The sequence below is a fragment of the Cypionkella aquatica genome (assembly GCF_030161095.1).
GTDB classification, from domain to species: Bacteria; Pseudomonadota; Alphaproteobacteria; order Rhodobacterales; family Rhodobacteraceae; genus Cypionkella; species Cypionkella aquatica.
Genome location: NZ_BSPP01000007.1, coordinates 627,345 through 640,462 on the forward strand (window position 1 = coordinate 627,345; position 13,118 = coordinate 640,462).

9 protein-coding genes are annotated in these 13,118 nt (G+C 62.8%); 6 read left to right on the top strand and 3 right to left on the bottom strand.

Going from position 1 to position 13,118, the window contains the following annotated elements; all coding sequences use genetic code 11:
• Positions 1-93: 93 nt before the first annotated feature.
• Positions 94-1,587 carry a LysM peptidoglycan-binding domain-containing protein gene (locus tag QQJ98_RS11640; RefSeq protein ID WP_284325495.1) on the top strand — a complete coding sequence of 498 codons (1,494 nt, stop codon included), beginning with the start codon at positions 94-96 and terminating at the stop codon, positions 1,585-1,587.
• Here QQJ98_RS11640 and QQJ98_RS11645 read toward each other — a convergent pair.
• Complete coding sequence (locus QQJ98_RS11645) at positions 1,565-1,921, bottom strand: ArsR/SmtB family transcription factor (protein WP_284325496.1); 357 nt, start codon at positions 1,919-1,921, stop codon at positions 1,565-1,567. The genes QQJ98_RS11640 and QQJ98_RS11645 overlap by 23 nt on opposite strands.
• A 189-nt stretch (positions 1,922-2,110) precedes the next feature.
• Between QQJ98_RS11645 and QQJ98_RS11650 the strand changes: the two genes are divergently transcribed.
• Both QQJ98_RS11650 and QQJ98_RS11655 read left to right on the top strand, forming a co-directional pair.
• Entirely contained in the window at positions 2,111-3,880 is a 1,770-nt protein-coding gene (locus QQJ98_RS11650) for an ABCB family ABC transporter ATP-binding protein/permease (protein WP_284325594.1), read from the top strand.
• Positions 3,881-3,934: 54 nt separating this feature from the next.
• Positions 3,935-6,574, top strand: coding sequence for a caspase family protein (locus QQJ98_RS11655; RefSeq protein ID WP_284325497.1), 2,640 nt, complete (start codon positions 3,935-3,937; stop codon positions 6,572-6,574).
• An 18-nt stretch (positions 6,575-6,592) separates the two neighbouring features.
• On the opposite strand, the gene QQJ98_RS11660 is transcribed toward QQJ98_RS11655, so the two are convergent.
• Entirely contained in the window at positions 6,593-8,281 is a 1,689-nt protein-coding gene (locus QQJ98_RS11660; protein WP_284325498.1) for a calcium-binding protein, read from the bottom strand.
• 263 nt (positions 8,282-8,544) lie between these two features.
• Between QQJ98_RS11660 and QQJ98_RS11665 the strand changes: the two genes are divergently transcribed.
• The 3 genes from QQJ98_RS11665 to der all read left to right on the top strand — a co-directional run bounded on the left by QQJ98_RS11665 (position 8,545) and on the right by der (position 12,182).
• Positions 8,545-9,231, top strand: a complete 687-nt coding sequence (locus QQJ98_RS11665; protein WP_284325499.1) for a hypothetical protein — start codon at positions 8,545-8,547, stop codon at positions 9,229-9,231.
• Between the two features lie 71 nt (positions 9,232-9,302).
• The gene (locus QQJ98_RS11670) at positions 9,303-10,664 is read left to right on the top strand and encodes an outer membrane protein assembly factor BamB family protein (RefSeq protein ID WP_284325500.1); all 1,362 of its coding nucleotides are present in this window, start codon (positions 9,303-9,305) and stop codon (positions 10,662-10,664) included.
• Between the two features lie 48 nt (positions 10,665-10,712).
• Positions 10,713-12,182, top strand: a complete 1,470-nt coding sequence (gene der / locus QQJ98_RS11675) for a ribosome biogenesis GTPase Der (RefSeq protein ID WP_284325501.1) — start codon at positions 10,713-10,715, stop codon at positions 12,180-12,182.
• A 218-nt stretch (positions 12,183-12,400) separates the two neighbouring features.
• Here the strand turns inward: der and QQJ98_RS11680 are convergent, their stop codons facing one another.
• Complete coding sequence (locus tag QQJ98_RS11680; RefSeq protein ID WP_284325502.1) at positions 12,401-13,114, bottom strand: tryptophan-rich sensory protein; 714 nt, start codon at positions 13,112-13,114, stop codon at positions 12,401-12,403.
• Between the last annotated feature and the right edge of the window lie 4 nt (positions 13,115-13,118).

Sequence of the window (13,118 nt, forward strand, 5' to 3'; positions counted from 1 at the left end):
AATTGTTGCGTTACCGCCTGATATAGGGGTTCCATGACGAAAGAAAGAAGGGCCGGGAACAGGCCTTTATCACGCTTTGAATCGGGGGAAGCGATGGCTGGTTGGAACGCGTTGAATAGCGCTGCGCGCGGGGCGGTGGTTGCCGGTGGTGCCGCAGTGCTGGCCGTAGTGGCCTATCTCGGTTTTGCCAGCGGGCCGGACGCGCCGCCACCGGGGCCTGCGCCCGATCAGGTGGCCGTGGCGGACCCCGCTGCGCAGCCTGCTGCAACGGATGCTCCGGCGGCGGTCAGCGCAGAGACGGAAGCCAGCGCAGATCCGGCTGCCAGTGCAGATGTGGCGGCAAGCCCTGAAACAACTGTTGAAACCGTGCCCGCCCAATCGGTTGCGGATGCGCCTTCGGTGCCCGATGTCGCCCCGGCTGCGGTGATATTGCCCAGCTTTGATGTGGCGCGGGTGGCGGCGGATGGTGCGGCGACGGTGGCAGGGATTGCGGCTCCGGGCGCGGCGGTCAAGGTGCTGGTTGATGGCGTCGAGGTGGCGCAGGCCAAGGCGGATGCGCAGGGCAAGTTTGCGGCGCTGTTTGATGTGACTTTGGGGCCGGACGCACGGATGTTGTCGCTGCAGGCGGTGGGCGTTGATGGGGTGATTGTGCCGGGCGCGGATAGCGTGGCCTTGGCTCCGATTGTGGCGGCCCCGATCGTGGCGTCCCCGACGCAGACAACGCCGGGGGCCGCGACGGGCGGAGATGCCGGGGCAGAGCCCGTCTTGCAAGCGCCGTCTGCGGTTTTGGTTGCACCGGATGGGGTAAAGGTGCTGCAATCTACGGCTTCGGCCAGCGCCGATGTCGGCGGCAGTGTGGGGGTGGATACGATCAGCTATGCACCGGATGGCGCGGTGCTGCTGGGCGGGCGGGCGGCTGCTGCTGCGCCGTTGCGGATCTATCTGGACGGTGCGGCGATTGCCGATGTGACGGCAGGCGGCGATGGCGCTTGGGCGGCTACCCTGCGCGATGTGGCTGCGGGGATCTACACCCTGCGCGTCGATCAGCTGGGCGCGGATGGCAAGGTGTCTTCGCGGTTTGAAACTCCGTTCAAACGCGAAACCGTCGAGGATCTGGCCGCAGCCCTGCAACAACCCGGCAGCAGTGCCGATCCGGCATCACCCGCGCCAGATGCGGCGAACGCGCCTGCTTCGGCGCAAGGGACACAAGCGCCTGTTGCAGATCCACAAAGCGCCGCGCCTGCGACCGTCACAACCAGCCAAGCGGCAATGGCCGCCGATGCGGCGGGCGCTGAACCTGCAGCGGTTGACCCTGCAGCGGCGATGGCGGAAGCCGCCGCACCCGAAGCGGCAGAGGCGGCCGGGGCAGAAATGGCAACCACGGCGGTGCAGCCGGCATTGGCAGCCGCCAAACCGGCTCCGGTTTCCGTCACCGTGCAACCCGGCTATACGCTATGGGGCATCGCACAGCAGAATTTCGGAGACGGCGTGATGTATGTGCAGGTGTTTGAGGCCAACAAGGCCAAGATCAAAGACCCTGACCTGATCTATCCGGGGCAGGTGTTTACGATCCCTGCGGCTCCGTAACAGTGGATTTGGCGCTGTCGCCACGACGGCAGCACGCCAGAACCTCGGGATGTTCCATACAGCAATCATTCAGCAAAAAGCTGATGGTGCCGCCCATACCCGCCGCATCGACCGAATAAAACACGTTGCGCGCCAGCTTGCGAGAGCGGATCAGGCCCGCTTGCTCCAACGCCGAAAGATGAAAGGACAGCCGCGAGGATGACAGGCCCAGCACGCGGCTGATCTCTCCAGCCGCCAGACCCTGATCGCCCAAGGGCATCAGCAAGCGCATCAGATCCAGCCTTGCATCATTGGCAAGGGCGGACAAAGCGGCGAGGGCTTGCGGTTTCTCCACGTTTCAACTGCTCATGAATCATTGAACTATCTTTCCATAGCGGATATGGGGCTGTCGGTAAAGCGGGTGCGGCCTTTTGGCCCCCGCGATGAAGGATCTGGGAATATGCGAAACGTGACACCCAAGGCCAGCGCGGTCAAGGCAAGCGCGGTTGACGATACGGATGGCCATGCGGGCGGTTGGGCGACGATGAAACGAGTCGCCCCCTATCTGTGGCCCGAAGGCGAAACTGGGATCAAGGTGCGGGTGGTGGCGTCGCTGCTGTTCCTGCTGATGGCCAAGCTGGTGGCGATCACCATGCCGTACATGTACAAACAGGCGGTGGATGCCTTGGTTGGCCGCACCCCGGATGCGCCGACGATGCTGGGGCTGGGCGCGATTGGTCTGACCGTGGCCTATGGCCTTGCGCGGTTCGGCTCGGTGGCTTTTGGCGAGGCGCGCGACTGGATCTTTGTGCGGGTCGGCCAGCGCGCTTTGCGCAAGCTGGCGCTTGAAACCTTCACCCATATTCACCGCCTGTCTATGCGCTATCACATCACCCGCAAAACGGGCGGGCTGTCTCGCGTGATCGAGCGCGGCGTCAAGGGCGTGGATTTCCTGTTGCGCTTCATGTTGCTGTCGATCGGGCCGCTGATTTTGGAACTCTCGCTAGTGTCCATCATATTCGCGATTTACTTCGGCTGGGCTTATGCCGTCGTCGTGGTGGTGACGATCACGATTTATGTGGTCTACACGTTCAAGGTCACCGAATGGCGCGTGCAGATCCGCCGTCAGATGAACGATCAGGACACCGACGCCAACCAGAAGGCCATCGACAGCCTGCTGAACTTTGAAACCGTGAAATATTTCAACGCCGAGGCACGAGAAGCGCAGCGCTATGACGGCGCGATGGCGGCTTACGAAGGCTTTGCCGTGCGCACCGGCCAAAGTCTTTCGGTGCTGAACATGGGGCAAAGCTTCATCATCACCACCGGTTTGATCTTGGTGATGGTGATGTCGGCCTATGGCGTCGAGGCTGGCCAGTTTACCGTCGGCGATTTCGTGATGGTGAACGCCTATATGGTGCAGATCACCATGCCCTTGGGCTTCCTTGGCACGGTTTACCGCGAAATCCGGCAGGCTTTGGTCGATATGGCTGCGATGTTTCATCTGCTGGGCCAACCCGAGGAAGTCACCGATAAACCGGGGGCTTTGGCCTTGCAGGTCACAGGCGGCGAGGTGACGTTTGACGATGTGCGCTTTGCCTACGATCCGGCGCGGCCCATTCTGAAGGGCGTCAGCTTTACCCTGAAACCCGGGCAGCGCTATGCTTTGGTGGGGCCTTCCGGCTCGGGCAAATCGACCATCGGGCGGCTGCTGTTCCGGTTTTATGATGTGACGGGCGGGGCGATCCGCATTGACGGGCAAGATCTGCGCGATGTGACGCAGACCAGCCTGCATGGGCTGATCGGCGTGGTGCCGCAGGACACGGTTTTGTTCAACGATACCGTGCATTACAACATCGCTTATGGTCGCGCAGGGGCGACCGAGGCCGAGATTGTGGCTGCGGCGAAGGCGGCGAAAATTCACGATTTCATCATGTCCTTGCCGGATGGCTATGCGACAACGGTGGGCGAGCGTGGCTTGAAGCTGTCGGGCGGCGAGAAGCAGCGTGTCGGTATCGCGCGGACTTTGCTGAAAAACCCGCCGATTCTGGTGCTGGACGAGGCCACCAGCGCCTTGGACACCCAGACCGAGCAGAGTATTCAGGAATCTCTGCGCGAAATGGGGCAGGGCCGCTCGGTGATCACCATTGCGCACCGTTTGTCGACGATTGCCGACGCCGATTGCATCCTTGTGCTTGAAGCGGGCGAAGTCACCGAGCGCGGCACGCATGAGGAATTGCTGGCGCGCGATGGCAAATATGCGGCGATGTGGGCGCGCCAATCGGCGGATGAGCAAGAGGCCGAGGCGGCGTAACGCTTTACCGATTGCGGTTTTCGGGGCAGAATGACGTCACCTTAGGGTGATTTCATGCTGCCCCGTTTGTTTATGATATTTTGCCTTGCGCTGCTGTTGCAGGCTCCCGTGCAGGCCATGGCCGAACGGCGGGTGGCGCTTGTGTTGGCGGCGCAAGATTATCGCAGCCTGCGCAAGCTGGAAAATCCGGTCAATGATGCGCTGGCGGTGGAAGGCTTGCTTGCAGATCTGGGCTTTGCGGTGACGGTTGAGACCAACCGCGATCTGCGCCGGATGCGCCGCGCCTTGGAGGATTTTCGCGCCGATGGTGCAGGGGCGGATGTGGCCTTGGTGTTCTACGCAGGGCATGGGGTCGAGATTGCGGGGCTGAATTACCTGCTGCCGGTTGATGCACAGGCCGGGTCGGCGCAGGCGGTGGCGGGCAGTGCTTTGCCGCTGGCAGAGGTGCAGGCGGCTTTGGCGGCGGTGGCACCGATCGGCATTGTGCTGCTGGACGCCTGCCGCGAAGATCCTTGGGGCGGTGGGGCTTCGGGGCAGGGGCGCTCGGCTGTCGCATTAGAGGATGCGGTGGATCAACCCAAGCCCGGTCTGGGCCGGGTGGGCCGCGCCGATGGCGTGCTGTTCGCGTTCTCCGCCGCTCCCGGAGAGGTGGCGGCAGATGGCACCGGCCAGGACAGCCCGTTCACCGAGGCACTGTTGCGCCATTTTGCAACGCCGGGGGTCGAGGTGCGCACGGCGCTGACCTTGGTGCAGCAGGATGTCTATGATCGCAGTCGCGGCGCGCAATTGCCCTATATCGAAAGCGGTTTGCCGCAGCTGTTCTTCGCGGCATCTGACGGCATATCGGCAGGCGCGTTGGGCGAGCGGGATCGGCTTTTGCTTGCCATGGCAGGGCTTTCGCCCGCCTTGCGCGCCGAGGTCGAGGCCTTGGCCACCCAAAACGACATGCCGCTGGCACCGCTTTATGGCGCGCTGATGTCGGCGGATCTGGGCCGCAAAACCGGGCCGGAACGCGCACAGGCTTTGCTGCAATCGGCGCAATCCTTCTTGCGGTTTCGCGCGCAGCTGCAGCTGTTGTCAGCGGATGATCCCAAGGTCGCCGATTACCGTGCGCAGGCCGAAGTTGCGTTGAACTTGGGCAGCTTTGATCTTGCGCGGGCCGCTTTGGATCAGGCCGCAAAGCTGGATGCCGCCGCCCGCGATGCCTTGCGCGACAATTACCGCGCCCGCACCTTGTCACAGGCCCAGACCCTTGCGCTGGCGGCAAATGCGGCAAAAGCCGATCTGCGCTATGATCTGGCAAGCGCCGATCTTGCCAAGTCTTTGGCGCTTTATGCCGAGCTAGAGGGGGCCGCCTTACCGCGCAAAGACCGCGAGGCTTACAGCGATCTGCTCTGGGATCAGGGCGATCTGTTCCGCGATACTGGCAACACCTCGCTGGCCTTGCGATCCTATCGCGCGTGGCAAGAACTGGCTGCGGCGCGGGTGGCCGCCGCGCCCGGGGATGCCGATTTTCGGCGCAACTGGGCGGTGGCGCGGGTGAATATCGGCGATATGCTGTTATTGCAGGGCGATCTGGATGCGGCAGAGGCCGAGTTTCAGGCGGCTTTGCTGGTGAGCCAAGAGTTGGCAGCCCGCCCGGATGCGCCGCTGAAATGGCGGCATGATGTTTTCGTCGCACAATCGAAACTGGGCGATGTGGCACAGCTGCGCGGCGATCTGGCAAAGGCTTTGCAGCTGCAAGAGGCCGGGTTGGCGGTGCTGCGGCAGTTGGTGGCGGCATATCCGGACCGTGATGATGTGCGGCGTGATCTGTCGCTGTCGCTCGACCGGGTGGGTGATCTGCGCAAGCTGGGCGGTGATCTTGGCGGCGCGCTGGCGGTCTATAATGACGCGATGGCATTGCGGCAGGCGCTGTTGGCCACCCAGCCCGCGCGCGGCGATTGGGCCAATGATCTGGCGACCAGTTTTGACAAGATCGGCGATGTGTTCTTGTCGATGGGCGATGCCAAGGCCGCGTTGTTGCGCTTTCGGGCCGAGGTGGCTGTGCTGGAAAAGCTGGTCGCGCGCGATGGCGGGCAGGCAAAATGGCAAAACGATCTGGCGATGGCCTATGTCAAACTGGGCGATGCGTTGCGGGTGGCGCAGCAGCCGGAAGGTGTGGCGGCACTTTACCGCAAATCGCTTGATCTGCGGAAAAAGCTGATGGGCATGGATCCGGCCAATGTCGACTGGCAGCGCGGTGTGGCGCTGACGCAATCGCGCTTGGGCGATCTTGCGTTCAAGGCGCAGGATTTTGCCGGGGCGGCGCAATGGTTCAGCGCCGCGCAAGCGATGTCGCAGGGCCTTGCGCGCGCCGATCCGGGCAATGCGCTGTATCAGCAAGATGTTGCGGGCAATCTGGACCGGCTGGGTGATGTGGCGATGATGCAGGGCGATATCGCGGCAGCGCGGGATTATGTGCAGCAGAGCTATCAGATCGCCCAAGCTATGGCCGCGCGTGATCCCGGTAATGTGGAGTATCAGATGGCTCTGGTCGCAAGCCTCGTGCGGATGGCGATCTTTGACGCAGACCCCAAACCGCGCCAGCGCGAAGCTTTGGCGCTGCTGGATGCGTTGCTGTCGGCGGGCAAGCTCGACCCTGCGCGCGCGCAGTGGCGGGGCGTGATTGCGGCGCAGTTGAACGTGCCGTAAGTCCTGCGTGTTTGGCCGTTAACTTGCGCGCACCAAGGTGATGTCGGCCAAGCCCACGGCGCGGGTGCCGGTGACATTGGCAACCACAACCCCGTCCAGACTGATCGCGGTCGAGGTGCCATCCGCGGCCTGTTGCACGCTGACGACAGGGGCGATTTCGATATTGTTGGCGTCGAACTGCGGCTGATAATGCAGCTCTAGCGCGTCATTGTCAGCGCTGTAATCGGTGATCGTCGCGGCAGCCGTGCCATCGGCCCATTGCGACTCGAGCACAAAGCGGTCAGCGCCCGCGCCGCCACTGGCAGTATCGCCATGGCCGATGATCAAGGTGTCATTGCCGTCTCCGCCCGCCAGCGTGTCTGCGCCATCCATCGCCGTCATGCCAGCCTCGGCAGCATGATCATAGGTATAGCCTGACAAGGTGTCATCACCGCCGCCGCCCAGCAGGCTGTCAGCCCCGGCACCACCTGCCATCAGATCATTGCCGCCGTCGCCCGCCATGCGGTCAGCGCCCGCACCGCCCTGCATCGTATCAAGCCCATCGCCGCCGCGCAAAGTATCCGCACCCAAACCGCCGTCGAGGCTGTCATCGCCTGCATGTCCCAGCACCGAATCGTTGCCGTCACCCAGCACGGCATGATCATCGCCCGCACCCAGATCGGCATAATCTGCGCCGGATGATCCGGTCAGATGATCGGCGCCCGCACCCAGCAGCCAAGCCGTCGGATCGCTGCCGCCAGCAAAGCTGTCGTCGCCATCGGTGCCATCGACCTCTGATGTATAGCGCCCCGGCACATATTGCGTATCGGTTGCCGCATCCGGCACCAGCACGATGTCATTCAGGTTGAAATCGCTCACCCCATCCAGCTGCGCTACAACAGAGCCATCCATGCGGATCTCGGTGCTGCCATCGGTGGTGTGGGTCAGCGTCATCACTGGCACGATCTCAACCGAACCATCGGCCGAGTAATGCGGTGTATAGGTGATGTGCAGCTGATCCTGATCGGCGGTGTAATCGGTGATATGGGTCAGAGCGGTGCCATCGTTCCAGCGGGTATCCAGATTGAACGTGTCATCGCCAGAGCCACCCTGCGCGATGTCACCGTGGCCAATCACCAACAGATCATTGCCATCGCCGCCAATCAGCTGATCGCTGCCCTCGGTGCCGGTCATGCCGCCTGCGCCCGCCGATCCGATGACAAAGCCCGACAAGGTGTCATCACCCGCGCCGCCGTTCAGAACATCGCTGCCCGCGCCACCCCAGATCGCATCATCGCCGTCGCCACCGGCAAGGCCGTCATCGCCCAGATTGCCTTGCAGCTGATCATCGCCCAAGCCGCCAAACAGCGAATCTGCGCCAACGCCGCCTGCGATACTGTCCGCGCCGTCACCGCCCAACGCGATGTCGCTGCCAGCACCCATCACAGCTTGGTCATCGCCATCGCCCAGATTGGCATAGTCATTGCCGGAAGCGGCCGTAAGCGCATCATCACCGCCGTGCAGAAACCACGCCTGACTGTCGGACGAGGCTGTAACAGTGTCATCACCCTCGGTGCCGTCCGTGCGGCCCGCGTAATTTTGCCGATCATACAGCGGATCATCGCGCGATACACCGCTGTCCGGCGTATCATCGGTTTCGCTTAACCCAAGGTTCAGGCCCAAAGCGCCCAGAAACATGAAGATATTGGCCAGAAGTGCGGGTTCCATCGGATGCTCGGGCTGAAAGGACAGGTTTGCGGGGTATGTCAGCACAATATGGTGAAACTTGGTCGCAAACGCGGCGGCGCCCCCGATTTTGCTGAATTTGCCTCTGGATGGGCTGCATCGGGGGCAGGGTCCACCCGCGCACCTTGCGGGGCTTGGCAAGTTACGGGATTTGCCTGTAAGACGGGTGCAAGATGCCCCTGCGCGTGGCAGGGCAAAAGACCAAAGCTGGGGCGCGCGCGCTTTGGCACGAAAGAGAGGCCAGTGTGAGCAATCCTGACAGCTTTATCAGCGAGGTCACTGATGAAGTGCGCCGCGACCGTCTGTTTGCGATGTTCCGCAAATATGGCTGGATCGGCGTGGTGATCGTTGTCGGTGTCGTCGGCGGCGCAGCTTACACAGAATGGGCCAAGGCCTCGGCTGCGGCACGGGCGCAAAGCTTTGGCGATGCGATGCTGGATGCCGTTGATCTGGGCGCACCGGAAGATCGTGCGGCGGCAATGGCTGCCGTGCCTGCCGATGGCGGCCAAGTGGCGCTGAAAGAATTGATGCTGGCCAGCGATGCGGGCAAGGACAAGCCGGCAGCCTTGGCGGCTTTGGATAAGCTGAGCGCGGATGCCACCCAACCGCAGGTCTACCGTGATCTGGCCGCCCTGCGCCGGGTGATGCTGGCAGGCAAAGATATGCCGATTGCCGAGCGTCGCACCGCACTAGAGGCGCTTGCGGTGCCGGGCCGGGCGTTTCGCACGTTGGCGGCAGAGCAACTGGCTTATCTGCTGATCGAAGATGGCAAGACAGCCGATGCGATTGCGGCGCTTGGCGCATTGATGCAGGATCAGGACAGTCCGCAGGGGCTGCGCACGCGTGCCGCTCAAATGATCACGGCGCTGGGGGGCACACCGCCTGAACCCGCGACGGATGCGGCGGCTGAACCTGTGGCCGATGCGGGCTGACGCGCTGTCAGGGTGCTTTGGTTGATGCGCCCAAGCGGCGCTGTAGAATGAATCTGGGAGTGTTTCGCGTGATGAGCAGCGGCAAGATCGGAATGGCGAAGCTGATGTCAGCGGGGCTGGTGCTGTGCATTGGTCTGGCCGGATGCGAGAAAGACGTGATCCTGCAAGGCGAACGCTTTCCCGTGCGCACCCCGCTTGAGGATTCGGTGGCAGTCGAAGGACAGGCAGCACCCGTGGCACCAGTCGAAGGCCCGGTGAACACTTCGGTGCCGATCTCGCTGCCCGCCGCTTCAGCCAATGCCGATTGGGGCAACCGGGGGGGCAATGCGCGGCATGCCTCTGGCAATGGCGCGTTGTCTGCCAATCCGCAGCGGGTGTTCAGTGTCGGCATCGGCGCAGGAGACAGCAAACGCATGCGCATCGCCGCATCGCCCGTGGTCGCAGGTGGGCGGGTGTTCACCATGGACGCAAGCGCGCGGGTGGCTGCGACCTCGACCGGGGGGGCCGCGCTTTGGACCGCAAGCATCGCCCCAGACTCAGGCGACGCCAGCAAAATCGTCGGCGGTGGTCTCGCGGCACAGGGCAACCGCGTCTATGCGACCTCGGGCTATGGCGAGCTGGTGGCGATGGACGCCAGCACCGGCGGCATCGTCTGGCGGCAACGCTTTGACAGCCCGCTGACCGGGGCGCCGACCGTGTCGGGCAATGTGGTCTATGCGATGGGCCGGGATGGCTCGGCTTTGGCGGTCGCGGCGGACAGCGGCAAGCAGCTCTGGCAGCTTCCGGGTGCGCCGAATGCATCGGGGATGATCGGCACGGCGGCGATTGCAGTGGGCGATAACGATGCGGTGTTGCCATTTGCCAGCGGCCAAATCTCGGCAGTATCGCTGGCTGCGGGCGATCCGATCTGGAACGCGGGTGTCTCGGGCCAACGGCTGGGCCGCAGCTACGGCGGCATGGGCGATGTGACCGGTGATCCGGTGATCGTCGGCAACACGGTCTATCTGGGCACCGCAGCCGGGCGCACCGTGGCGATTGACATGACCACCGGCGGGCGGATCTGGACCACAAATGAGGGCGCTTTGAATCCGCCCTTGGTGGCTGGCGGCTCGGTGTTCGTGGTCAATGATCAGGCACGGCTGGTGCGGCTGGATGCCAGCACCGGCGAGGTGATCTGGTCGATCGAAATGCCGTATTTCGTCAAGGACAAGCCGAAGAAACGTCAGGCGATCTATGCGCATTATGGCCCGGTTCTGGCGGGCGGGCGCATCGTTGTGGCCTCGTCCGACGGCAGCTTGCGCGGCTTTGATCCGACCAATGGCAACCTTGTCTACAGCGCGGAAATACCGGGTGGCGCGGCCTCGGCCCCCGCTTTGGCGCAGGGTTTGCTGTTTGTGGTCGGTGGCAACGGGCAACTTCACGCTTTCCGTTAAGGCTGGGTGCGTGTATGGGGACAGCTTAGTTATACCCGGACGCCTGAAATGAGCTTTACTCTTGCCATCGTCGGCCGCCCCAATGTGGGCAAATCGACGCTTTTTAACCGCCTTGTCGGGCGCAAGCTGGCGCTGGTCGATGACCAGCCCGGCGTGACCCGCGATTTGCGCGAAGGCGATGCCAAGCTGTTTGATCTGCGCTTTACCGTGATCGACACGGCAGGGCTTGAAGAAATCACCGATGACAGCCTGCAGGGCCGCATGCGGCGGCTGACCGAGCGCGCCGTAGATATGGCCGATGTCAGCCTGTTCGTGATTGATGGCCGCATCGGCGTCACACCTTCGGACGAAACCTTTGCCGACATTCTGCGCAAAAAAGGCGCGCGGGTGATTTTGGCGGTGAACAAGGCCGAAGGCAAAGCTGGCGATGCGGGCGCGATTGAGGGCTGGAGCCTTGGTCTGGGCGAGCCGTTGCGCATTTCTGCCGAGCATGGCGAAGGCATGGACGATCTTTACCACATGCTTCTCCCGCTGCAGGGCGAGTTTGCCGAGCGTGAGGCCGAGAATACCCCCGACACCGAAATCGACATCTCGGAAGAAGACGCCGAGTTGGAGCAGGACGTTGACGCCTTCCGCCCCACCGCCAAGAAACCGCTGCAAATTGCGGTAATCGGGCGGCCCAATGCCGGAAAATCGACGCTGATCAACAAGATCCTTGGTTTTGACCGTCTGCTGACCGGACCAGAGGCTGGCATCACCCGCGATGCGATCTCGGTGCGGGCCGAATGGCTGGGCACGCCGATCAAGATTTTTGACACGGCGGGGATGCGCAAGAAAGCGCGGATCAACGAAAAGCTGGAAAAGCTGTCGGTGTCCGATGGCATCCGCGCAGTGCGCTTCGCCGAAGTGGTCGTGGTGCTGTTGGATGTTGAAATCCCGTTCGAGGTGCAGGATCTGCGCATCGCTGATTTCGCCGAGACAGAGGGCCGCGCCGTTGTGATCGCCGTCAACAAATGGGATCTCGAAGACGAAAAGCAGGAAAAGCTGGCCGAGCTGAAAGAGATGTTCGAGCGTCTTTTGCCGCAGTTGCGCGGTGCGCCGATGATCACGGTGTCTGGTAAAACCGGGCGCGGCCTTGACCGTCTGCACGATGCCATCCTGAAAGCACACGAAGTCTGGAACCGCCGGATCCCGACCGCACGTCTGAACACCTGGCTCGGGGCGATGATCGAATCGCATCCGCCACCGGCTCCGGGCGGGCGGCGCATCAAGGTGCGCTACATGACCCAAGTCAAACAGCGTCCGCCGGGATTCATCGCGATGTGCTCGCACCCCGACGATATGCCCGACACCTATCGCCGCTATCTGGTGAACGGTCTGCGCGAGCATTTTGACATGCCCGGCACCCCGATCCGCCTGACCTTCCGGGGGCAGGGCGACAAGAACCCGTTCCGCAATCCAAAATTCCACACGCCAAGCCGACTGCGCAAGCACAAGGAAAAGAACACCGGGCAATAGCTTTGCGCGATGTTCCCACGCGGCCCCAGACTCGATCCGGGGCGGCGTGGTGCCAATAGGACAGTCGCGCAGGACGATTTTAGCGCAGACTGCCCTCAGCGGGTGGCGGCTGTTTTCGCCTCTGCAGACAAAATACCACAATATGTTGTGGTTTTACCCTGCTATCCTGAGGAAAAGCACAAGTGTGTCCCCGCTGGGACAAAATTTGCAGCCTCAGATCAGCTGATCCGCCCGCGCAGCGACACCAGCGTGACACAGGCCATGATCACCGCCCCAGCCAGTGCTGCATAAGCCACGGTCGCATTGCTGCCCCAGCTTTTGACGACAATCCCGACAATCGCCCAAACAATTGTTGCGCCGTAAATCGGCATGCGCGGCCGCTTGATCTGAATGGCAATCGCAACCACCAACACCAAGCCCAGCATCGCCAGCGCGGCTGTGGTATCGGGCAAAATGCCATATCCCGCGATGATCACCCCGGTTGAGACTGCCGATGCCGCCGTCAACCAGCCCGCATAAATCGCAAGAGGTGCCGCCAGCAGCCAACGATCCTGCACAGGGTCGGCGACCAAATAGGCATAAATCGCCGTCGCCGCCATGACGACAATCGCCACCGCCGCAGGGATTGGCGCCGCCACCGCAATGGCAAGCCACACCGTGCCCAGCAGAACCGAAACCGTCAGCGCCAGCGCAGGCCGGATGAATGCCGCATCCCCGCGCCGCTTGATCAGCCCAAAGCCAGCATGTGCGATCAGCCACAGATAGATGAGCCCCCAGATCGCAAACGCATAGCCCGCAGGCTGCACGCTGGGTTGGGCGATCTGCACCGGAAACGTCGCGGGGTCATACCCCCGGAAGGACGGTGTGAAAGCCGGGGCTACGGCAAAGGCCAGCGTGGCCAAAAGCAGGGCGGGTTGGATGATGCGTTTCATACCT

Coding starts and splice junctions, on each gene's coding strand:
- der (WP_284325501.1), top strand. CDS start 10,713: ATGAGCTTTACTCTTGCCATCGTCGGCCGCCCCAATGTGGGCAAATCG.
- QQJ98_RS11660 (WP_284325498.1), bottom strand. CDS start 8,281: ATGGAACCCGCACTTCTGGCCAATATCTTCATGTTTCTGGGCGCTTTG.
- QQJ98_RS11670 (WP_284325500.1), top strand. CDS start 9,303: ATGAGCAGCGGCAAGATCGGAATGGCGAAGCTGATGTCAGCGGGGCTG.
- QQJ98_RS11650 (WP_284325594.1), top strand. CDS start 2,111: ATGAAACGAGTCGCCCCCTATCTGTGGCCCGAAGGCGAAACTGGGATC.
- QQJ98_RS11640 (WP_284325495.1), top strand. CDS start 94: ATGGCTGGTTGGAACGCGTTGAATAGCGCTGCGCGCGGGGCGGTGGTT.
- QQJ98_RS11680 (WP_284325502.1), bottom strand. CDS start 13,114: ATGAAACGCATCATCCAACCCGCCCTGCTTTTGGCCACGCTGGCCTTT.
- QQJ98_RS11655 (WP_284325497.1), top strand. CDS start 3,935: ATGCTGCCCCGTTTGTTTATGATATTTTGCCTTGCGCTGCTGTTGCAG.